Origin of the sequence: Lysobacter stagni (assembly GCF_030053425.1) — a bacterium.
Taxonomy (GTDB): domain Bacteria; phylum Pseudomonadota; class Gammaproteobacteria; order Xanthomonadales; family Xanthomonadaceae; genus Lysobacter_J; species Lysobacter_J stagni.
In genome coordinates, this window is the sequence record NZ_JASGBI010000001.1 from 2,788,834 (window position 1) to 2,810,018 (window position 21,185).

At 67.4% G+C, this 21,185-nt stretch carries 16 protein-coding genes and 2 tRNA genes; 10 read left to right on the forward strand and 8 right to left on the reverse strand.

Features of this window, described 5'->3' with window-relative positions:
• The first annotated feature begins 106 nt into the window (after positions 1 to 106).
• The 3 genes from QLQ15_RS12895 (at position 107) to QLQ15_RS12905 (ending at position 862) form a co-directional block, all read left to right on the forward strand.
• Positions 107 to 619: a DUF1249 domain-containing protein gene (locus tag QLQ15_RS12895; RefSeq protein WP_432277812.1), complete on the forward strand. Its 513-nt coding sequence runs from the start codon at positions 107 to 109 to the stop codon at positions 617 to 619.
• Between the two features lie 48 nt (positions 620 to 667).
• Positions 668 to 743, forward strand: a tRNA-Ala gene (locus QLQ15_RS12900).
• A 43-nt stretch (positions 744 to 786) separates the two neighbouring features.
• Positions 787 to 862 (forward strand) — tRNA-Glu (locus QLQ15_RS12905).
• A gap of 172 nt (positions 863 to 1,034) precedes the next feature.
• On the opposite strand, the gene cueR is transcribed toward QLQ15_RS12905, so the two are convergent.
• From cueR to QLQ15_RS12935, 6 genes are all read right to left on the reverse strand, one after another.
• Complete coding sequence (gene cueR, locus QLQ15_RS12910; RefSeq protein ID WP_283213171.1) at positions 1,035 to 1,499, reverse strand: Cu(I)-responsive transcriptional regulator; 465 nt, start codon at positions 1,497 to 1,499, stop codon at positions 1,035 to 1,037.
• 4 nt (positions 1,500 to 1,503) lie between these two features.
• Positions 1,504 to 3,948: a heavy metal translocating P-type ATPase gene (locus QLQ15_RS12915; protein WP_283213172.1), complete on the reverse strand. Its 2,445-nt coding sequence runs from the start codon at positions 3,946 to 3,948 to the stop codon at positions 1,504 to 1,506.
• 122 nt (positions 3,949 to 4,070) lie between these two features.
• Positions 4,071 to 4,577 carry a DUF411 domain-containing protein gene (locus tag QLQ15_RS12920; RefSeq protein ID WP_432277813.1) on the reverse strand — a complete coding sequence of 169 codons (507 nt, stop codon included), beginning with the start codon at positions 4,575 to 4,577 and terminating at the stop codon, positions 4,071 to 4,073.
• A 10-nt stretch (positions 4,578 to 4,587) separates the two neighbouring features.
• On the reverse strand, positions 4,588 to 5,580 hold the full coding sequence (locus QLQ15_RS12925) for a copper resistance protein B (RefSeq protein WP_283213173.1): 993 nt from the start codon (positions 5,578 to 5,580) through the stop codon (positions 4,588 to 4,590).
• The gene (locus QLQ15_RS12930; protein WP_283213174.1) at positions 5,577 to 7,349 is read right to left on the reverse strand and encodes a copper resistance system multicopper oxidase; all 1,773 of its coding nucleotides are present in this window, start codon (positions 7,347 to 7,349) and stop codon (positions 5,577 to 5,579) included. The genes QLQ15_RS12925 and QLQ15_RS12930 overlap by 4 nt, the downstream gene beginning before the upstream one ends.
• A 100-nt stretch (positions 7,350 to 7,449) precedes the next feature.
• Positions 7,450 to 7,851 (reverse strand): CopL family metal-binding regulatory protein, encoded by a 402-nt coding sequence (locus QLQ15_RS12935; RefSeq protein ID WP_283213175.1) that lies wholly within the window; start codon positions 7,849 to 7,851, stop codon positions 7,450 to 7,452.
• 169 nt (positions 7,852 to 8,020) lie between these two features.
• On the opposite strand from QLQ15_RS12935, the gene QLQ15_RS12940 reads away from it, so the two are divergent.
• Positions 8,021 to 8,659 carry a response regulator gene (locus QLQ15_RS12940; protein ID WP_283213176.1) on the forward strand — a complete coding sequence of 213 codons (639 nt, stop codon included), beginning with the start codon at positions 8,021 to 8,023 and terminating at the stop codon, positions 8,657 to 8,659.
• A 44-nt stretch (positions 8,660 to 8,703) separates the two neighbouring features.
• Positions 8,704 to 9,342 (forward strand): HAD hydrolase-like protein, encoded by a 639-nt coding sequence (locus QLQ15_RS12945; protein ID WP_283213177.1) that lies wholly within the window; start codon positions 8,704 to 8,706, stop codon positions 9,340 to 9,342.
• 16 nt (positions 9,343 to 9,358) lie between these two features.
• Here QLQ15_RS12945 and QLQ15_RS12950 read toward each other — a convergent pair whose 3' ends face one another.
• On the reverse strand, positions 9,359 to 12,715 hold the full coding sequence (locus tag QLQ15_RS12950) for an ATP-binding protein (RefSeq protein WP_283213178.1): 3,357 nt from the start codon (positions 12,713 to 12,715) through the stop codon (positions 9,359 to 9,361).
• Between the two features lie 301 nt (positions 12,716 to 13,016).
• Between QLQ15_RS12950 and QLQ15_RS12955 the strand changes: the two genes are divergently transcribed.
• Positions 13,017 to 13,361, forward strand: coding sequence for a hypothetical protein (locus tag QLQ15_RS12955; protein ID WP_283213179.1), 345 nt, complete (start codon positions 13,017 to 13,019; stop codon positions 13,359 to 13,361).
• Between the two features lie 34 nt (positions 13,362 to 13,395).
• Here QLQ15_RS12955 and QLQ15_RS12960 read toward each other — a convergent pair whose 3' ends face one another.
• Entirely contained in the window at positions 13,396 to 14,094 is a 699-nt protein-coding gene (locus tag QLQ15_RS12960) for a helix-turn-helix domain-containing protein (RefSeq protein ID WP_283213180.1), read from the reverse strand.
• A 166-nt stretch (positions 14,095 to 14,260) separates the two neighbouring features.
• Between QLQ15_RS12960 and QLQ15_RS12965 the strand changes: the two genes are divergently transcribed.
• From QLQ15_RS12965 to QLQ15_RS12980, 4 genes are all read left to right on the forward strand, one after another.
• Positions 14,261 to 16,243 carry a serine hydrolase domain-containing protein gene (locus tag QLQ15_RS12965; protein WP_283213181.1) on the forward strand — a complete coding sequence of 661 codons (1,983 nt, stop codon included), beginning with the start codon at positions 14,261 to 14,263 and terminating at the stop codon, positions 16,241 to 16,243.
• A 102-nt stretch (positions 16,244 to 16,345) separates the two neighbouring features.
• On the forward strand, positions 16,346 to 17,353 hold the full coding sequence (locus QLQ15_RS12970) for a dipeptide epimerase (RefSeq protein ID WP_283213182.1): 1,008 nt from the start codon (positions 16,346 to 16,348) through the stop codon (positions 17,351 to 17,353).
• A complete protein-coding gene (locus QLQ15_RS12975; protein ID WP_283213183.1) occupies positions 17,350 to 18,696 on the forward strand; it encodes a peptide MFS transporter in 1,347 nt (448 codons plus the stop codon). The genes QLQ15_RS12970 and QLQ15_RS12975 overlap by 4 nt, the downstream gene beginning before the upstream one ends.
• A gap of 109 nt (positions 18,697 to 18,805) precedes the next feature.
• Positions 18,806 to 21,160: a TonB-dependent receptor gene (locus QLQ15_RS12980; RefSeq protein ID WP_283213184.1), complete on the forward strand. Its 2,355-nt coding sequence runs from the start codon at positions 18,806 to 18,808 to the stop codon at positions 21,158 to 21,160.
• Positions 21,161 to 21,185: the final 25 nt, after the last annotated feature.

Consider the following 21,185-nt stretch of genomic DNA (forward strand, 5'->3'; position numbering starts at 1 on the left):
AACGTTCACGAGGAATGCTTACCGTAGGCCTACCGCGGCCATGCGTCAACGCTGCCGCGTGGCGCTTGTGCCGTGTAGCATCGGCTCCATATCGATGCCTATGTCCATGTCACTCGCTACCCGCCGCGCACGCATTCCCCGCCTCAGCCGCTTCGGCTGGCTGATGGGGCTGTACGCGGAAAACCACGTGCGCTTCGATCGGCTTTTTCCCTCGGCCCAACTGGCGGTCGGAACGTACCAGTCCAGCGTCGGCGACGGCCTGGACCTGCAGCTGGACGTGATCGAACGCCATCCGTACACCACCGAGCTGCGCCTGACGTACGCGTTGCGGGATCCGGTGACCGGCGAACAGGATCCTTCCGCGTTTTTGCGTGCCTACCACGATGCGCGCCAGCTGGAAGTCACCAACTGCTACGTGGGCCGTCGCTGGCAGGACGTCATTGGCATGTACCCGCCGGCGGCGGAGGTGCTCGACCACCGCACGCGGATGAATACGTTTCTCGGAAAGTGGCTCGAGTATCTAGCGGAGCGGGGACACGGTGTGGCAACATTGCGCCCCGTTGACGCCGGCACCAGCACCGGCGGTCACGACGAAAAAAATCTGGCAGCGAACGCTTGACGACATCGCTGAACGCCCGCTAGAATTTTCGTCTTTCCAGCAGCACGTGGGGCCATAGCTCAGCTGGGAGAGCGCCTGCATGGCATGCAGGAGGTCGCCGGTTCGATCCCGGCTGGCTCCACCATCTCTCCGGAGATGTTCGCTGCAAGTTGTTTCAAACCAGTTTTGTCCCCATCGTCTAGAGGCCTAGGACATTACCCTTTCACGGTAGCGACCGGGGTTCGAATCCCCGTGGGGACGCCAAACAGAACGACGCAGGGCTCCGGAAACGGGGCCCTGTTTCGTTTTGGGCGTTCGATGCGTCGGGCGATGTGAAGGCGCGTGACGGTCATTTCGCGCGATGCGAATTGGCGGGTTTGTTGCGCGCATGAATCGCATGCATCGCACACCGGGCGGGAGCCGCGGTGTTCGTGCGTCACTGCGGCGTGTGCGTTTCCGCCGACCCCATCGCCAGGTCATCGAGGATCGGGCATTCAGGGCGCTCGTCACCGTGGCAGCGCCGCGCGAGGTCCTGCAGCGTGCGCTGCATGGCCTGCATTTCCTCGATCTTCCGCGCCAGCTCGTCCACGTGCTGTTGCGCGACCCTCTTCACTTCCGCGCTCGCACGCGAACGGTCGTCCCACAGGCCCAGCAGGGCTTCGATCTGCTTGATCGAGAATCCGAGCGAACGCGCACGCCGGATGAAACCCAGCCGATGCACGTCGGTGTCGCGATAGAGACGGTAGCCGGCAAACGTGCGCCCGGCCGCGGGAATCAGGCCGATGCTCTCGTAATGCCGGATCATCTTGGCGTTGACGCCGCTGAGGCGGGCGGCATCGCCGATGTTGTGCAGGCCTTCCTGGCGGGCATCGGCGAGTTCGGGGCGTGCAGTGCGTGCCATGGGGCTACCTCCGGGTTGCAACGGCGGGCGAGGGCTGCCAGCGGCGCAGGAGCAGGGTATTGGACACCACGCTCACCGACGAGAACGCCATGGCCGCGCCGGCGATCACGGGATCCAGCAGGCCCAGGGCTGCCAGCGGAATGCCCACGATGTTGTAGACGAACGCCCAGAACAGGTTCTGGTGGATCTTGCGCGTGGTGCGACGCGAGATATCGATGGCGTCGGCGACCAGCCCCGGTTCCGGACGCATCAGCGTGATACCGGCGGCATGCATCGCCACGTCGGTACCCGTGCCCATCGCGATGCCGACATCGGCCGCGGCCAAGGCAGGCGCATCGTTGATGCCGTCGCCGACCATCGCCACGGCGCCGTCTCCGCGCAATTGCGCAATCGCATCGGCCTTGTCCTGCGGCAGCACGTTGGCGCGCACCTCACCGATGCCCACCTGTTCGGCAACCGCCCGCGCGGCGCCTTCGTTGTCGCCCGACATCATCACCGTGCGAACGCCCAGGCGATGCAGGCGCGCCATCGCCTCGCGCGCGCCGTCGCGCGGGCGATCGCGGAAGGCCAGCAGGCCCAGCAGGCGAGGCGCCGCGTGACCGGTTTCCTCGCCCACCCACGACACCGTGTGGCCGCTCGCGGCAAGCGCCTGGGCACGTGTCGCCAGCGGAGTGGGGTCGATGCCGGATTCGCGCATCAGGCGCTCGTTGCCGAGGACGAGGCGATGCCCATCGACCACCCCGCGCAGACCCCGGCCCGGAACGGAATGCACGTCGATCGCATCCGGCATCGGCGGCAACGTCGCTGCGGCCTGCACTACGGCTTTCGCCAGCGGATGTTCGCTGCCGCGTTGGACGGCCGCCGCCTGCGCGAGCAGTGTGTCGATGTCGCCGTCGACCGACACGCTTTCGGCGAGCACCGGGCGTCCTTCCGTGAGCGTGCCGGTCTTGTCGAAAACGACGGTCGCGACCTTGTGCGTGATTTCCAGCGCCTGCGCATCCTTGATGAGGATGCCGGCGCGCGCGGCCACACCGGTGCCGGCCATGATCGCGGTGGGCGTCGCCAGGCCCAGCGCGCACGGGCACGCGATCACCAGCACGGCCACGGCGTTGAGGATGGCCTGGTTCCAGTCGCCGCTGATCGCTCCCCAGGCCAACAGGGTCAGCACGGCGACGCCGACGACCACGGGCACGAATACCGCGCTCACGCGATCGACGACGCGCTGGATCGGCGCCTTCTTCGCCTGCGCGTCCTCGACCAGCCGGATGATGCGCGCCAGTGCGGACTCCGCGCCGATGGCCACGGTTTCGACCAGGATGCGTCCCTCGCCGTTGACGGCGCCGCCGGTGACGCGGTCGCCGTCGTTCTTCGCAACGGGCAGGGATTCGCCGGTGATCATCGACTCGTCCGCGTGCGTGCGTCCTTCGACGATGCGCCCATCGACCGGAAAGCGTTCGCCGGGGCGCACCACCACGATGTCGCCCACGCGAACCTGCGCGATCGGCAGGTCGATCTCATCGCCATCGCGGCGTACGCGCGCCGTGGCGGGGCGCAGCGCCTGCAGGGCGCGGATGGCCGCGGTGGTCTGCCGCTTGGCGCGGGTTTCCAGCCATTTCCCCAGCAGCACCAGGGTGATGACCACAGCGGAGGCTTCGAAATAGAGCGGCGCGGCGCCGTGGTGCGTCGGGGTGGCCAGCAGGTGGTAGACGCTCAGGCCGTAGCCCGCGCTGGTGCCCAGTGCGACCAGCAGGTCCATGTTGCCGGTGCGGGCCTTCAGCGCGCTCCAGCCGGCGCGGTAGAAGCGCGCGCCCAGCCAGAACTGCACCGGCGTGGCCAGCGCGAACTGCAACCAGGCCGGAAGCATCCAGTGACGGTCGAACGGCAGTGCCAGCATCGGCAGCACCAGCGGCAGCGACAGCACGATCGCCAGCAGCAGCCGCACGGTTTCGCGTTGGTCCGACGCGAGGCGGGATGGCTCCGTCGTGGCGCCGGAATCCGCGGCTTCGGCGGGCAAGGTCGCCCGATAGCCCGCAGCGATGACGGCGCGGATCAGGTCATCGTCGGCGACGCCGGCCAGCGCACGGACCTGGGCCCGCTCGGTGGCCAGGTTGACGCTGGCTTCCAACACGCCGGGAACCGCACGCAGGGCTTTCTCGACCCGGCCTGCGCACGACGCACAGGTCATGCCGCCGATGACCAGGCCCACGCTGCGTTCGGCTACGGAATAGCCGCTTTGGGCCACGGCCTGCGCCAGGGTGGGCAGGGCGACGGTGCCGTCGGTGCGGACTTCCGCGGTCTCGGTGGCCAGGTTCACGCTGACCGCGGTGACGCCGGGCACGGCGCGCAGGCCGCGTTCCACGCGTCCGACGCAGGAGGCGCAGCTCATGCCGCCGATGCCGAGGCGCAGCGGGGCGGGTTCGGTCGAAGTGGGGGAAAGCACGGAGGCCATGGCAACGTCCTGGTCGGGGTTTCGATGGCGACAAGGTGGACCTTCCCATGATGGGAAGGTCAACCCTGCGTTCCAACGCCTCGCCGCACGGCGCCGCCGGGAGGGCCTGCGCCGTCCGCGCGTCAGGGCGTGCCGTGGCGCGCGAACACCGTCGTGGTGCCGTCCAGGGCCACAAGTTCGACCGTGAAAGGCTGTGTCCGTCCGTCGGGCGACTCCATGCCCGGCGAACCGGCCGGCATGCCCGCGACGACCAGGCCCTTCGCCGCAGGCTTCTCAGCCAGCAGGCGTTTCACGTCCTCCAGGGGCACATGTCCCTCGAGGAAGTAACCGCCGATTTCCGCGGTATGGCACGAGCCCTTGCCGACCGGCACGCCCAGGCGTTCCTTGATCGGGTAGGGGTTCTCGACGTCGTGCACTTCGACCTCAAAGCCTGCATTGCGAGCGTGCTCGACCCACGCGCCACAGCAGCCGCAAGTCGGGCTCTTCGTGACACGCATGGAGGGGAAGGGCATGGCAGCGACTGCCTCCATGCGGGGAGTGGAATTCCTCATGTCGGCGCTGGATGGCGACGAACAGGCCGCGGTGGCGAACGCCAGCACCAGCGGCACGAAAAGGATGGCATGTCTCATTGCATCCTCCTCAGAACCACACGCGCAGGCCGGCGACGAAACGCGTGTCGCCGGCGTCCTCGCCGTGATCGCGTCGCAGGTCCGCCGTACTGCCGAAAGCGCGCTCGTGCACCACTCCCACGTACGGCGCGAACTGGCGCGTGAACTCGTAGCGCAATCGCAGGCCTGCTTCGCCGGCGGACAGACCGGAGCCCACGTCGCGCGCAGGATCCTCCTTGCCATACAGCGTGAGTTCCAGGCGGGGCTGAAGGATCAGACGCGAGGTCAGCAGCAGTTCGTATTCGGCTTCGACGGTGGCCGCTGTGCGCCCCGATTCGCCCACGTAGGCGGTCGCTGCGAGTTCGAACTTGTACGGCGCCAGCCCCTGTATGCCGAACGCGGCCCAGGTCTGGGAGTCGCCGGGCTTGAAGTCGTGTTTCACGCCGGCCATGACATCCCACCACGCCGACACGCTGCGCCCGTAGAGCGCTTCAAGATCGGCCGATTCGGTGGTGCCGCGCGCGCGTTCGCCTTCACTGCGCAACCACAGGCGGTTGAGGTCCGAACCGAACCACGCCTGCGCTTCCCAGGCTTCACCGCGACCATGGTCAAGGTCGACGGCCTCCAGGCGATCGAACAGCACGTATCGGTTCGAATCGCCGCCGTGTTGCATCGCGTGCGCAAGCTCGGGAAACGCCGCGGCGCGGTCCGCATCGGTGAGCGGCGGAATCGGCTCGCGTGGTGCGCTGGGCGTGCTGTTGCCGTGCCCCATGGACGCATGGTCCATCGCGCCGTGGTCCATCTTCGAATGGTCCATCTTCGAATGGTCGATCGGCGGCGTTTCGTCCGTTGCTGGCGCCTCGGACGGCCGAGGCTGACCGTGCTGGGCATGCGCATCGACGGGTGGCGACGGTGGCGTAGCCTGCGATGGATGGGCATGGTGATCGTGCTGCGCCCACGCAGGCGCGGCGACGATGGCCAGCGCAATCGCCAGTGCGTTGTGCGGAAGAGTCCGATGGTTCATGCGCGTTCCTCCACGCGCACTTCGCGCATCATCCCGGCTTCCATGTGATAGAGCAGGTGGCAGTGGTAGGCCCAGCGGCCCAGTGCATCGGCGCGCACACGGTAGGCGCGTTTCGTGCCCGGCGGCATGTCGACGGTGTGCTTGCGCAGATGGAATTGGCCGCGTTCGTCTTCCACATCGCTCCACATGCCGTGGAGGTGGATCGGGTGCGTCATCATCGTGTCGTTGACCAGCACGATGCGCATGCGCTCGCCGTAGTTCAGTCGCACCGGCTCGGCGTCCATGAATTTCTGCCCGTTGAAGGACCAGGCGAACTTCTCCATGTGTCCGGTCAGGTGCAGTTCGATCTCGCGCGTGGGCTCGCGGCCGTCCGGGTCGTCGAACAGGCTCTTCATCGCAGCGTAGGTGAGCACCGTGCGGCCATTGTCGCGAAGGCCGATGCCCGGATCGTCCAGCTTCGGCGCAGGCGACATCGTCTGCATGTCGACGAGTGGATTGCCCTGCTCGCTGGCGGGGTGCGACTGCATGCCGCCGCCATGACCCATCGATGCCATGTCGTGGCCCATGCTCGCGCCGCAGCTGCCTTCCATGCCCTTGCCGCCGTGCGCGCCGTGGTCCATGCCGCCGTGGCCCATGTCGTCCATGGTGAGGATGGGGCGCGGGTCGAGCGTGGGCAGCGGCGCTTCCAGGCCATGCCGGACGGCCAGCGTGCCGCGCGCGTAACCGGTGCGTCCCATGTCCTGGGCGAAGATCGCGTACGCGTCCTGGCCGGACGGTTCGACGATCACGTCGAAGGTCTCCGCGACCGCGATGCGGAATTCGTCCACGGTGACCGGGTGGATGTACTGGCCGTCGGCGGCGACCACCGTCATCTTCAGCCCCGGAATGCGCACGTCGAAGTACGTCATCGCCGAGCCGTTGATGAAACGCAGCAGGACTTTCTCCCCGCTGCGGAACAGGCCCGTCCAGTTGCCGGCCGGTGCCGCGCCATTGAGCAGGTAGGTGTAGGTATGCGAGTTGACGTCGGACAGATCGGTGGGCGTCATCCGCATCCGGCCCCATTGGCCGCGGTCTTTCAACGTCGCCGGCAGTCCGTCCTCGCGCGCGTCGCGCATGAAGTCGCCGACGGTACGTTTGTAGAAGTTGTCGTGCTCGGCCATCTTCTTCAGGCGCCGGAACAGCGCCGCCGGCGCCATGTCGGTCCAGTCCGACAGCAGGACGACGTGCTCGCGGTCATGATGGAAGGGCGCCGGCTCGCGCGGGTCGATCACGATGGCACCGTACAGCCCCGCCTGCTCCTGGAACAGCGAATGGCTGTGGTACCAGTAGGTGCCCGACTGGCGGATGTCGAATCGGTAGGTGAAGGTCTCGCCGGGGCCGATGCCGTCGAAACTCAGGCCGGGGACACCGTCCATGTTCGCGGGCAGCAGGATGCCGTGCCAGTGGATCGAACTCTGGACGGGCAGGCGGTTGGCCACATGCACGGTCACGGTATCGCCTTCGCGCCAGCGCAGGATCGGCGCGGGGAGCGACTGGTTGACGGTGACGGCCGGGCGTACGCGACCGGTGAGGTTCACCGGCGCGGCATCGATGGCGAGCTCGAAGCGTGTGCCCGAGAGCGTCGGCGGCGATGCGCTCGAGGGGTTGGCGGCCGCTGTGGCCGTGCGCCATGCACCGGCGCCGGCGGCGACGCCACCGGCCGCCAGTCCGGTGACGAAACGACGGCGCGAGGGCGAAGGCGCGCCGGGACGGAACGGATCGAATGTCATGAAGTACTCCGTGCGAAACGGTCGAAATGCATGGCTTCACCGCGTCTCGCGGCATGCCATGCGTCGGATCGACGGCACCGTGCGGTGCCCGCGGGGTACCTCAGGCGATCGGAGGTCGGAACAGGTTTGGCAGCAATGGCGGCACATGGGCGGCATGCATTTCGCGCGCGATGCCTGCGTGCATTGGCACCCCCGCCACCACGACTGCCATCGACGTCGCCGCGCTGGCGTGCTGCAGGCAATCGCAACTGCAACTTGGGGACTCACAGCAGTCTGCCGGTGCGGCGGGCGTGGCGCTGTGCGCAGTGCAGCCCGCGACATCGACGGATTCCCCGGTCGCCGGGATCTGGCCGGAGCCGTGACAAGGCTGGGCCGCGTGGTGCATCGACGACGACATTCCATGCGCCAGCGCCATCTGCGTCGCTGCGATGGCATAGCCCGATCCATTGAGGACCAGGGTCAGGCACAGCAGCAAACGGAGCACGAGCGCGCGGAGCGACATGCGACACAGTCTAACCGGTCCGCATCGCCACGGCCGGATTAACGGGACATGGCCGTGCGAGGGGGGCGGAAACTACCCTGAACGGGTAGCGATATAATCAACGCGTGCCTTCGGGCATGAGCGAAGCATTGGAACAGGATCGTTTCATCCCAGCATCAAGGAACCGCGCGTGGCTTTTCGCATCGTTCTCGCAGATGACCACCCCATCGTTTCTCGCGGCGTACGCATGCTGCTGGAACAGGCGTCGGGGCTGCGCGTGGTCGCCGAAGTCGCGTCGCCGGACGAACTGATGACCGTGCTGGCGGCCACGCCGTGCGACCTGCTGGTGACCGATTTCAACATGCCCGGCGAGCAGGCCGACGGCCTCAACCTGCTGCAGCTGCTGGGGCGTCGCTGGCCCGAGCTGCCCGTCGTGGTGCTCACACAGCTGGGCAATCCCGGAACGCTGGGCAACATCTCGCGCTTGTCCAACGTGCGCGGGGTGGTGAGCAAGGCCGATGCGGTCAAGGAGCTGCATGTGGCGATCAATGCAGCCGTCGCGAACCGCAATTACGTCAGCGCGTCGGTCAAACGCCAGCTGGACCTTTCCGGTGCCGATGCCTCCGATGCCACGGCAGCGCTGTCCAAGCGCGAGGCCGAGGTCATGCGCCTGTTCGCCTCCGGGCACACCGTCTCGGAGATCGCGCGGCAGCTCAATCGCAGCGTGAAGACCGTGAGCAGCCAGAAGGTCGAGGCCATGCGCAAGCTGGGCGTGACCAGCGATCTGGAACTGTATTCCTACGCACGCGAACACGGCCTCACGTTCTAGGTCACACCGACCATCACACGATCTCGCCGCCGGCGTGCGGCATCATGCGTGGCATGCGCTATCCGCTGGCCATCTTCGATTTCGACGGCACGCTCGCCGATTCGTTTCCCTTCTTCCTGCGGGCGCAGGCGACGCTGGCGCAACGTCACGGGTTCGCGCCTATCGAGGAAACGCGCATCCAGGCCATGCGACGCCTGGGGACGCGTGAGATCCTGCGCCAGGCAGCCATTCCGCACTGGAAGCTGCCCATCGTCGCCACCGACTTCATCCGGCTGATGCGCGCCGGACCGCCCGTTCCGTTGTTCGCTGGCATCGGCGATGCATTGCGCGAGCTGCGCGCCAAGGGCGTGCGGCTGATGGTGCTTACCTCCAATGCCGAGGACAACGTGCGCCGGTCGATGGGCGCGGAGCTGACGTCGCTGGTGGAAGCCATCGATGGCGGCGCTCACATGCTGGGCAAGCAGCGCCGCATCGCGCAGCTGTTGAAACGATCGCGTGCCGACGCCTCGTCGGCCATCTACATCGGCGACCAGCTCAGCGATGCCGAAGGCGCCCGTCGCGCCGGCGTGGCCTTCGGCGGCGTGGCATGGGGTTACGCGCATCCGGATGCCCTGCGCGAAGCGCGGCCCGAGGAGTTCTTCGACAGCGTCGCCGATCTTCTCCGCATCGCCAGTCCGCGCTGAGCGGAAACCGCGACGATCAGACCGGTGCGCCGGGTGATCGGGAACGGAACGCTTCCAGCTGGTCGATGAGTGCGTGCGGGTCCACCGGCTTGACCATGTGCGCATCGAAGCCGGAGCGCGCGGTCCGCTGCACATCCGCCTCCTGGCCCCAACCGGTGACGGCGATGATGCGGATGCCGCTTCCGCCGTTCATGGCGCGGATGCAGCGGCAGGTCTCGAACCCATCCATGCCCGGCATGCCCAGGTCGATCAACACCACGTCCGGCACCCGCTCCGACACGGCGGCCACGGCCGCGGCGCCGTCGTAGCAGGTGCGCACGTCGTGGCCGAGGCAACGAAGGAACTCGGCCAGCGAATCGGCGTTCTCGTGGTTGTCGTCGACGACCAGGATCGACGAACGCCCGTGAGCAAGGGGTACGGCCTGCGGAGTCGGTCCTGCGACCGCACCGCTGGCGATGCGCGGCAGGTACACGACGAACTCGCTGCCACGGCCGATGCCTTCACTGAGCGCCGCCACGCTGCCGCCGTGCATCGCCACCAGGCTGCGCACGATGGTGAGTCCGATGCCTAGTCCGCCCTGGGAATGACGGCGGCTGTGTTCGCTCTGGGTGAAACGATCGAACACGCGCTCGCGCATCTCCGAAGGCAGGCCGATGCCGTTGTCGCGCACGCAGATACGTACCTGCCCGTCCTCGGAAACGGCCTCGACCTGGATGCGCCCACCCGGCGGCGTGTACTTGGCCGCGTTGTTGAGCAGATTGGTGAAGACCTGCGCCAGTCGCACCGCGTCCACGTCGAGCAGCAGCGGTTCGGACTCGATGGACACGCGGACCTGGTGCCCGCCGGCCTGGATGAGCGGATGCGCGGTTTCCAGCGCCGTCGCGATGACCGAGCGAAGATCGACCGGCGCGCGGCGAAGCTCGATCTTGCCGCCGGTGATGCGCGAGACCTCCAGCAGATCGTCGACCAGATGGATCAGCTGGGCCAGTTGTCGTTCCATCATGCTGCGAAGGCGCCGGCCCTCCTCATCGTCGATGTCGCGCAGGCGCATGATCTGCAGGCAGTTGCTCAACGGCCCCAACGGATTGCGCAGCTCGTGGGCGAGGGTGGTGAGGAACTCGTCCTTGCGCGCGTCCTCTTCGCGCAGCGCGTCGCGGCTGGCCTCGATCGCACGGCGCGCCTGTACCTGCGCGGTAACCTCCTGGAAATAGCACACCACGCCGAATCCGCCGTCCGGCAACACGATGCGGTGTGCGCGCCAGTCGTAATACTCGGTCACGCCGCGGTCTGACTGGAAATCGGGGTATTCCAGCGCGATGAAAGGCTCGCCGGTGTGCAGGGTGCGGTGGAAGATGGCCAGCAGCTCGCGCGCGCGTTCCTGGCCCGAGAGGCCGCTGATCACCTCCGCGAAATCGCGCCCCACCGCATCGCCCAGCGCCGGACGCGCGATCGGATTGACGTGGCGGATGCGGAACGCGGAGTCGAGCAGGTAGATGCCCAGCGGCGCGGCCTCGAGCAGGGCATCGACCTGCGCGCTGTGATTGCGCAGGGTTTCCTCCGCATTGCGACGGTCGGTGACGTCGCGCGTGGTGCCGGCGATGGCCTCGACCTCGCCGTGCGCATTGAGCACCGGCACGAAGATGTAGTCATACATGCGCCGGCCGAACGTGCCATTGAACGGCACCTCGCCACGCACCGGCATGCGGGTGGCGATGACCTCCTCGATCTCGCGGTCGTGCATCTGCGCATGCCAGGGTTCGTACCCCAGTTCCAGGCAGGTCTTGCCGATCGCCTCGGCCCAGCTCTTGCCCCACATGCGCAGCAGCACGTCGTTGGCATAGATGAAGCGGTGCTCACGGTCGAAAACGTACGCCAGATCCGGCGTGTTGGTCAGGATCGCTTCGTACAGCCGATGCTGGCGCTCCGCTGCGGCCTCGCTGTCGCGCAGGGCGGCTTCCGACTGGCGTCGTTCGACCAGGTCGGCCGCGAGCCGCGCGAGCACGTCCAGCAGATCGAGTTCACGCTGCGAAGGGTGGTGCGCGCGCGACCAGTGCGTCGACAGCATCCCCACCAGGCGCCCGTCGCGCGTGCGCAGCGGCGTGGTCTGCACGGCACGGATGCCCGCGCGCGCATACACCTCTCGTTCGACCGGATCCTCGATGAAGGTGGAAATGTCGGGAACGATGATCCGCCGGCCTTCCCGCAGCGCGTCGCCGCACACGCAACCGGTATCCATGCGCACCTGCCGCCAGTGCGTGGCGGCTTCGTCGCTGAAGCCGCGGTTCACGTGTAGGTGTAGCAGTGGGCCGTCCTCGCGTCGTTCCAGCAGCTGGAAGCTTCCGAACTGCGAATGCATGAGGATGATCGCGGTATCGAGGATCTTGCACGACAGCGCGTACTCGTCGGGCTCGCGCACGATTTCGGCGCTGATCTCCTGCAGCAGACGCGCATCGGCCAGGTCCTCGGCCAGTTGCGCTTCGTTGTGGAGAACCCGCGAAACCGTGCGTTCGCGCTCCAGGATGATGCGGGCGACGTTGGCGCCGAAGTCGCAGATGCGCTGCACCCATGCATCGGACTCGCGCGCCTCGGACAGCGCCAGGACGAACCATCCGGCGGTATGTCCGTTCGGGTCCACCACGGGAGCGCAGTGTAGCGATCGGATCTCGTTGCGCGTGCACAGTTCGCGCAGGACGGGCGAGGGCAGGGTGTCCGTGGCAACGTCGGCGCAGGGTGCGATGTGCTCCACCGACAAACCCGCCAACGTCTCGCCAAAGGACATCGGCAGACCCGCGACGTGGACCGCCGCGATCCGGCGGCCGTCGCCGTCGGCGAGCACCACGCACGAGCGCGCATCCGGTTCCAGGTGCGTCACCGCCTCGCACAGGGCTTGCATGCACGGGTCGTGCGACAGGCCCGTGGCGATCATCTCCAGCAGGCGCGTCTGTTCGCGGGCCAGGTGCTCGGCGCGCTTGCGGTCGGTAATGTCCAGTGTGACGCCGGACAGATGGGCGCCATTGCCGTCGATGCGTCCACGGGTCTCGATCCAGTGCCAGGTGCGATCGGGCCAGCGGACGCGGTACTCGACGGCGAATTCGCCCGCATCGTCGATGGCGCGTTGTGCGGTCTGCTTGATGATCGGCCAGTCGGCGCGGAACACCGCCGCCTTCCACTCGGCGAACCCGAAGCCGGAGTCCGGTGGCAGGCCGAAGTGCGCCTTGCACGTGGCCGAACACTGCAATTGCGTGCCCGCCACATCCAGGTCCCACGCGCCGACCCGGCCGGCGTCCATCGCATAGCGCAGGCGCGCTTCCTGACCGCCGGTTCCGGTGGGCTCGATGGGCGCGGCGGTCTCGGGCAATCCGGTCGCGCTCACGGAACAGGACCCTCCGATCCGGAGGGGAGCAACCACAGGATGGTGAACCGCACCGCGTCGTTCAGCACTGGATCCTCGCGCGGCCCGCCATTGGTGGTGGGCGTCGCGCCTTTATATCGTGCCAATGCCGCGGCGTCCGTGAAGGCCCCCCGACGTGGCACGCCATATCTCAGTGGCGTTTGAGCATCGAATCGCGCGCGTGTTCGGCGCGCGATTCGACTACAACGTGGATCGAATGAACCGGATGCTCACTGCGGTTTCGCACTGGCGGACAGGCACGCCCACGGGTAGGGTGCGCGCCATGGGAACCCTGCACAGCCTCATGGACCGGCTTGCCAGGCGCGCGCAGCCGGAAGCGCCGGTCGTGAGCGTGGGCGCGCACGGGTTCAGCGTCGGCGACGCCTTCGTGTCGTGGCAGTCGGTCAGCGAGATCCGCGCCTTCAAGACCGACCGGATCACCGCCGATGAGGTTCTGTTCCACATCGAGGCAGCCGGACGGACCGTGGTGGTCAGTGAGACGTCGCCCGGTTTCGAGGCGCTGGAAGCGGCGATGATCGCGGTGTTTCCGTCGACCTCGGCGTGGCGCGCGGCCGTGATCCAGCCGCCGTTCCAGGCCAATCCGACCGTGCTCTATCGCAGGACCTGAAGCCTTCCACCTTCGTCGGAGGGTGGAACGGCGATCAGGCCGCCTTGCGCTTGCGTCCCTTCGCCGCGGGCGGCTTGTTCGAAAGACGCTGCGGCTCCCGGCTGGCGGCACCTTCCTCGCCGTGCAGCGTCATCAGCGACTGCATCAGCTGCTCGTCGGCGCTTGAGCACACGCCCAGCAGCACCACTTCCTCGCAGCCTTCGGCGGCCACGTATGCGTGGCCCATGTTGGAGTCGATGTAAACGGACTCGCCGGCTTCCAGCACGATGGGGTCGTAGAACTCGGTGTGGACCTCGGCGCGGCCTTCGAGCACGTAGATGTACTCCTCGCCCGAATGGCGGACCAGTTCGCCGAACTCCGCGATGCTCTTGGCGCGCACGCGCGTCACCACCGGGATCATGCGCTTGCGGCGCAGTTCCGGGCACAGATAGAAGTAATCGTAATTGGGCGTGGTGACGCGGATGGCGTCGTCCACCCGGCCGATGCTGCGGCGTGCGGTGACGGCTGGCTCGGTGGCGCCCGCGTCCTCGGCGAACAGTTCCGACATGCGGATGTTCAGGCGCTGGCTGAGCTGCAGCAGCTTGTCGTAGGTCAGGCTGAGGCGGTCGTGCTCCACCTTGGACAGGGTGGACAACGGGATCCCGCACCGCTCGCTCATCTCCTTGAGGGTCCAGTCGTTGCGCGCGCGCAGGGCGCGCAGCAGGCTTCCGATGGTGGGGTGTTGCGGGGTCATGCGCGGGGGCTCCTGCCGGTATGGGGGTCATGATCCGGGTTTGCCGGCAGCCTTGCCAGCCCGGTTGACAATTCTCCAATCAGGATCATTAATTGCCATAACGAAAACATGGACCAGTCCTGGGGGACACGTGGCACTTCACCGGAATGCTGTGTTGGCGGGGTTGATGGGCTTTGCGACGCTGGGGGCGCCCGCGTACGCCGCCCCGGGCCAGGAACTCAAACCGCAGGTGGCGGTGCCGCCGGTCGTGCCTGCTTCCGCGGCGTCGACCGCCGACCTGCCGGCGTCGGGGACGGCGCGCCTGACGCAGGCCGATGCCGAAGCCTGGCTCGACGGCTTCATGCCGTACGCCATGGCGCGCGGCGACATCGCCGGCGCGGTGGTGGTGGTCGTGAAGGACGGCCAGGTCCTGGTGCAGAAGGGCTACGGTTACTCCGACGTCGCCAAGCGCAAACCGGTGGACCCGGAAACCACGCTGTTCCGCCCGGGCTCGGTGTCCAAGCTGTTCACCTGGACCGCGGTGATGCAGCTGGTGGAGCAGGGCAAGCTCGACCTGGACCGCGACGTCAACGATTACCTCGACTTCAAGATCCCCGCGCGCGACGGCAAGCCCATCACGCTGCGCCAGGCGATGACGCACACCACCGGCCTGGAAGAGACCGCACGTGCGCTGATCACCTCCGATCCGAAGGAGGCGCTGGCGCTCGACGCCTACCTCAAGCACTGGGTGCCCACCCGCATCTACGACCCGGGCGTCACGCCCGCGTATTCGAACTACGCCACCAGCCTGGCCGGTTACATCGTCCAGCGGGTGTCGGGGCAGGGCTTCGACGACTACATCGAACAGCACCTGTTCCAGCCGCTGGGCATGAAGCACGCCAGCTTCCGCCAGCCGCTGCCGGCCGCGCTGCAGCCGCTGATGTCGCAGGGCTACAAGCTCGGTTCCGACGACAAGCCGCAGGGGTATGAAATCGTCAATTCCGCGCCGGCCGGCAGCCTCGCCGCCAGCGGTGCGGACATGGGGCGCTTCATGATCGCGCACCTGCAGAAGGGTGAGTTCCAGGGGAACCGCATCCTGCAGGCCGCCACCGCGGACAAGATGCACACCACCGCGCTGGACATCCTGCCGCCGCTGAACCGGATGGAGCTGGGCTTCTACGACTCCAACATCAACGGCCACCGCTCCATCGCGCACGCCGGCGACACGCAGTGGTTCCACAGCGCGCTGCACCTGTTCCCGGACGACAACGTGGGCCTGTTCGTGTCGGTCAACAGCTCGGGCAAGGAAGGCGCTCCAGGCGTCATCCGCACCGCGCTGTTCGAAGAGTTCGCCGACCGCTACTTCCCGGGTCCCGTCGCGGAAGGCAAGGTCGACGAGACCACCGCGAAGGAACACGCCGCGCAGATCGCCGGTCGTTACGACAACAGCCGCCGCTCCGAAACGGGCTTCGTCGCGCTGGCCTACCTGATGGGCCAGGTCACCGTGCAGGCCAACGAGGACGGCACCATCACCGTGCCGGCCCTGACCGGCGCCAACGGCCAGCCGAAGAAGTGGCGCGAGATCGCACCGTACGTGTGGCGCGATGTCATGGGCGGCGATCGCATCGCGGCGAAGGTGGTGGACGGCAAGGTCGTGCGCTTCAGCGCCGAGCCGATCTCGCCCTTCATGGTGTTCGATCGCACCCCAGCGTGGCGCTCGGGCGGGCTGCTGCTTCCGCTGCTCGGCGTGGCGCTGCTCGCGCTGCTGCTGACGGTGCTGGCATGGCCGGTCTCGGCGATGGTGCGCCGCCACTACGGTGTGTCGTATCCGTACAGCGGTCGTGATGCGCAGTGGCATCGGCGCATCCGCTGGACGTCGCTGGTCGTTTTCGTCACCACGGTGTTCGGCATCGGCCTGGTGCTGTGGATGATGGAAAGCCTGGAGATGCTCGGGCCGCGCAGCGACAACCTGGTGCATGCGATCCGCCTGCTGGCCGCGATCGTGCTGCCGCTGGGTGCGCTGGTGTCGCTGGGCAACGCGTGGGCCGTGCTGACCTCGCGTCGCAGCTGGAAGGCCAAGCTGTGGAGCGTGGTACTCGCGGCTTCGTGCCTGGTCATCCTGTGGGTGGGCTTCGTGTTCAACCTGATCGGGTTCAGCGCCAACTACTGACCGTGGCGCCCCTCGCGGGCGCCGTCGCACTCCGTCACACCGCCGACACTGCGGGGCCTCCATGGCCCCGCGGACTCCCGGCACTCGTCCTGGGAAAGCCGCATGAGCGCAGTACGTACCCTCCAGCTTGACGTCCGCAACGAACCGCTGCGGCTGGTCACTCCGTTCCGCATCTCCGGCCATGTCTTCCACGAGTCGCCCGTGACCGTGGTGACCCTGAGCGACGGCGTGGCACGCGGCCGCGGCGAGGCCGCCGGCGTGTACTACCTCAACGATCATCCCGCGACGATGCGCGAGACGATCGAGCAGCATCGTGCGGTGATCGAAGGCGGTATCGACCGCGAGCAGGCGCGTCGCCTGTTGCCGCCGGGCGGTGCGCGCAACGCGCTGGACTGTGCGCTGTGGGAGCTGGAAGCGCAGCGCACCGGCACTCCGGTGTGGAAGCTGGCCGGGCTGGATGCACCGCGGCCACTGATCACCACCTTCACGCTGGGCGCGGACGATCCGGCGGTGATGGCGCGCGGTGCGGTGCGTTACGACCACGCGCGTGCGATCAAGATCAAGCTCACGGGTGAAGTGGACCTGGACGGCGCCCGCGTACGTGCCGTGCGCGCGGCGCGACCGGATGTGTGGATCGGCGTGGACGCCAACCAGGGTTACGTGCCCGACACGCTGCAGCGCCTCATCCCGGTGCTGGTGGAATGCGGGGTGTCGCTGCTCGAACAGCCGTGCGCGCGGGGGCGCGAAGCGGACCTGGACGGCATCGACTGTCCGATTCCCATCGCCGCTGACGAAAGCGTGCAGGGGCTGGACGAAGTCGCGGCGCTGGTCGGCCGTTTCGACGTGGTGAACATCAAGCTGGACAAGTGCGGCGGCCTCACCGAAGGCCTGTTGATGGCCACCCGTGCGCGTGAGCTGGGTCTGCAGGTGATGGTGGGCAACATGATCGGCACCAGTTGGGCGATGGCGCCGGGTTTCGTGCTCGGCCAGCACTGCGACATCGTCGATCTCGACGGCGCGCAGTTCCTCACCCACGACCGGGAGCCGGGCGTGATCTACGCCGACGGCCATGTCCGCAGTCCCGACGCCGTGTGGGGTGGGGCGGCATGAACCCGCCCGTGAGCGGACGCGACCTGTGGGGCCAGCCGCGCGGCCTCACCGTGCTGTTCCTCACGCAGACGTGGGAGACGTTCTCCTACTACGGCATGCGGGCGCTGCTGGTCTATTACATGACCAAGCAGCTGCTGTTCGCACAGGAACAGGCCTCGATGATCTACGGCCTGTACACCGCGACGGTGTACTTCACGCCGATCGTCGGCGGCGTGATCTCCGATCGCTGGCTGGGTCGCCGCGCCGCGGTGATCATCGGCGGTTCGGTGATGGCGCTGGGCCATTTCCTGATGGCGTCGGAAAGCCTGTTCTTCTTCGCGCTGGCCGCCATCGCGCTGGGCAACGGGTTGTTCCTGCCCAGCCTGCCCAGCCAGATCGACGGCCTGTACGCCAAGGACGATCCGCGTCGCGGCTCGGCCTACAACGTGTACTACGTGGGCATCAACCTGGGCGGCCTGCTCGCGCCGCTCGTGTGCGGCACGCTGGGCGAGCTGTACGGCTGGCACTGGGGCTTCGGGGCCGCAGGCATCGGCATGCTGGCGGGTCTGGCGATCTACGTACTCGGCGGACGCCATCTGCCGGAGGACGTGCGGCGTCCACGGGGAAGCGTGGACGCCCGGCCCACAACGAGCGCATTGCCGGCGCATGCACTGCGCCAGCGAGTGATCGTGCTGGCGGCCATCGCGCTCATCGTGATGCTGTTCCGCGGTGCGTACGAACAGGTCGGCAACACCATCGCGCTGTGGTCCGACACGGGGGTCGACCGCGCGCTTGGTGGGTTCGTCATTCCGATGACCTGGTTCCAGGCCCTCAATCCGCTGCTGGTCATCTCGCTCACGCCGGTATTCGTCGCGCACTGGACGCGACAGGCGCGTCGCGGCGCCGAACCGCCGGCCGCTCGCAAGATGGCACTGGGCGCGCTGGGCGTGGGCAGTGCCTACGCGATGCTCGCGGTGGTCAGCGCGGTCGCGGCGCCGGGGCAGGCGCACTGGCTGTGGCTGGCGTTGTTCTTCGTGATGCTCACGGCGGGCGAGCTGTTCATCCTTCCCATCGGCCTGGGCCTGTTCGCGCGCCTGGCCCCCACCGGCCATGGCGCTACCACGATCGCCGCGTGGTTCTTCGCCACGTTCGGCGGAAGCCTGCTGGCCGGATTCCTGGGCACCGCATGGACCCGCGTCGGCCCGACCCGCTTCTTCGTCCTCATGACCGCCGTCGCGGCCACCGCCGCGCTGCTGCTGCGTCTGCTGGACGGGGCCACGCGGCGGATCGAGGCGCAGCACATCGAAGCCCGGCGGCAGGACCAACAGAACACCGTCGCGACCGGATGTTGCGAGGCAGATTGACAATTCTCTGATTAGGATGATTATCGCCTGATCAGGAGATTTATGGCAGGGAAGGGAAAACGAAGGCCAGCTTTGGCCGCCATGCGGTACACCAATCGGGGAGAAAGGCATGAACCAGCATCGCGTGCGCGTCGCCGCCATCCGGCGACGTTCCTTGTCCTTGGCCATCGTGGCGAGCCTCGCCCTGGCCGCGCCCGCATTCGCGCAGGTCGCGGCCGACGCGCCGGTCGATGACGCCGCCGCACCTGCGGATGCCGCGTCCGACGGTTCGTCCCCGCAGCGTGCCCACGACCTTGGCGCCGTCATGGTCACGGCCAACAAGCGCGTGGAGAACATCCGCGAAGTCGCGTCCTCGATCAGCGTGCTGGGCAGCGAACAGCTGGAGAACATCGGCGCGACGCAGATGACCGATTACGCCAGCTATCTGCCGGGCCTGCAGGTGCAGTCCAACGGCTCGCCGGGCCAGTCGCAGGTCTCGATGCGCGGCATCGCGGCGATGTCATCCGGTTCCACCGTCGGCACCTACATCGACGAGACGCCGATTGGCTCCAACGGCATCTACCAGCAGGCCACGCTGTTCGCCCTGGACCTGTTCCCCTACGACATCGACCGCATCGAAGTGCTGCGCGGCCCGCAGGGAACGCTGTATGGCGCCGGTGCGATGGGCGGCCTGCTCAAGTACATGACGCGCCGGCCGGATGTGTCGCAGACCGAGTTCCGCATCGGCGGCGGCGTGTCCGATACCGAAGGGGCAGGCGACCTGGGCTGGAACTATCGCGTCGGCATGAACGTGCCGCTGGTGCAGGACAGCCTGGCGCTGCGCGCCAGTTATGCCAGCAACGAGATTGCCGGCTACGTCGACAACCTCGTCGACGGCCGCAAGGACATCAACGAAGGCGAGCAGACCAGCGCCCGCGCCGCGCTGCTGTGGCAGGGCGACGTGGCCAGCCTCGAGTTCTCCGTCATGCGGCAGGAGATCGACAGCGACAACAACGCCATCATCGCGCTGGACGCGGAAACGCATGAGCCGATCGCCGGCCTGAGCAACTACGTCTACGTGGACGAGCCGTTCGAGAAGAACCTCGACCACTATGCGCTGACCGCCAACTGGGACCTGGGCTTCGCCGATTTCGTGTCGGCAACGGGCTACTCCGACACCCACACCTTCATCCGCACCGACCAGACGCTGGCCTACGGCGAGTACACGCTGTTGCTGGGAATGCCCGACCCGGGCAGCGCCTACCTGGACTACACGCTCGACCTCAAGCAGATCACGCAGGAATTCCGCCTGACTTCGAAGTCCGGCCAGGCGTTCGAGTGGATGCTGGGCACGTTCTACTCCGATGAAGACGGCGACAACCACCAGTTCGTCGGCCTGAACCAGCTCGACGGCACGCCGCTGCCGGGCCTGCGCACGCTGGGCGAACTGTTCATCCCGAGCACGTACGAGGAAACCGCGGTCTTCGCCAACGGTTCCTACCGGTTCAACGACCGTTTCAAGCTCGGCGCCGGCGTGCGCTTCTCGCGTAACGAGCAGGACTTCGCGCAGATCGTCACCGACGGCCTGTTGCTGCCCATCGGCCGCGACGAGAACAGCTCCACCGAGAACGTGTTCACCTGGAGCATCACGCCGCAGTTCCAGATCAACAAGGACGTGATGGTCTACGCCAAGGCCGCCACCGGCTACCAGCCCGGCGGCCCCAACGTATTGGTCACGGGCCTGCCGCCCGTGGTCGATTCCTCGATGCTGACCAGCTACGAGATCGGCATGAAGTCGGCCTTCTCCGACGACCGCGTGCTCTTCGACCTGGTCGGGTACCAGATCGACTGGGAAGACATCCAGGTGGCCTCGCAGGTCAACGGTGTCAGCGGCCTGGTCAACGGCGGTGAAGCGACCAGTCGCGGCATCGAGGCGTCGTTGACGCTGCGTCCGATCGAAGGCCTGAGCCTGGGGCTCAACGCCGCCTACAACGACGCCAACCTCGACGAGGATTTTCCGACCATCATCGTCCCGGCCGGCGCTGCGCAGGTGGAACTCAACACCGGCCTGAAGGACGACCGCATGCCGTACGTGCCCGACCTGACGTGGTCGCTCACGGCCGACTACTACCTGCCGCTGGGCGGCGACTGGAGCGCCACCTTCGGCGGCGGCGTGCGCTGGGTGGACGACCGCACCAACGGCACCACGCAACGCCAGGTGGTGCGCCTGCTCGATCCGCCGACGGTGCTGGACACCGAAATCACCGAACCGCTGGTGATCGACAGCTACTACGCCGTCGACCTGTATGCCGCGTTCTCCAACGAGAACTGGACGCTGCGCGCCTACATGAAGAACGCCACCGACGAGCGCGCGTTCTCGACCATGAACGACATCACCAGCGCGGTGACCGGCGTGACGCACCACACGGCGGCCACACCGATCCAGCCGCGCACGTTCGGCCTGGAGGTCGACTACCGCTTCTGATGTGCATGCAACAGGTCGTCGATTC

Bases quoted from the DNA above. Each gene is read 5' to 3' on its own strand.
- QLQ15_RS12895 (WP_432277812.1), top strand. From the start codon at position 107: ATGTCACTCGCTACCCGCCGCGCACGCATTCCCCGCCTCAGCCGCTTC.
- cueR (WP_283213171.1), bottom strand. From the start codon at position 1,499: ATGGCACGCACTGCACGCCCCGAACTCGCCGATGCCCGCCAGGAAGGC.
- QLQ15_RS12915 (WP_283213172.1), bottom strand. From the start codon at position 3,948: ATGGCCTCCGTGCTTTCCCCCACTTCGACCGAACCCGCCCCGCTGCGC.
- QLQ15_RS12920 (WP_432277813.1), bottom strand. From the start codon at position 4,577: ATGAGACATGCCATCCTTTTCGTGCCGCTGGTGCTGGCGTTCGCCACC.
- QLQ15_RS12925 (WP_283213173.1), bottom strand. From the start codon at position 5,580: ATGAACCATCGGACTCTTCCGCACAACGCACTGGCGATTGCGCTGGCC.
- QLQ15_RS12930 (WP_283213174.1), bottom strand. From the start codon at position 7,349: ATGACATTCGATCCGTTCCGTCCCGGCGCGCCTTCGCCCTCGCGCCGT.
- QLQ15_RS12935 (WP_283213175.1), bottom strand. From the start codon at position 7,851: ATGTCGCTCCGCGCGCTCGTGCTCCGTTTGCTGCTGTGCCTGACCCTG.
- QLQ15_RS12945 (WP_283213177.1), top strand. From the start codon at position 8,704: ATGCGTGGCATGCGCTATCCGCTGGCCATCTTCGATTTCGACGGCACG.
- QLQ15_RS12955 (WP_283213179.1), top strand. From the start codon at position 13,017: ATGGGAACCCTGCACAGCCTCATGGACCGGCTTGCCAGGCGCGCGCAG.
- QLQ15_RS12960 (WP_283213180.1), bottom strand. From the start codon at position 14,094: ATGACCCCGCAACACCCCACCATCGGAAGCCTGCTGCGCGCCCTGCGC.
- QLQ15_RS12965 (WP_283213181.1), top strand. From the start codon at position 14,261: ATGGGCTTTGCGACGCTGGGGGCGCCCGCGTACGCCGCCCCGGGCCAG.
- QLQ15_RS12970 (WP_283213182.1), top strand. From the start codon at position 16,346: ATGAGCGCAGTACGTACCCTCCAGCTTGACGTCCGCAACGAACCGCTG.
- QLQ15_RS12975 (WP_283213183.1), top strand. From the start codon at position 17,350: ATGAACCCGCCCGTGAGCGGACGCGACCTGTGGGGCCAGCCGCGCGGC.
- QLQ15_RS12980 (WP_283213184.1), top strand. From the start codon at position 18,806: ATGAACCAGCATCGCGTGCGCGTCGCCGCCATCCGGCGACGTTCCTTG.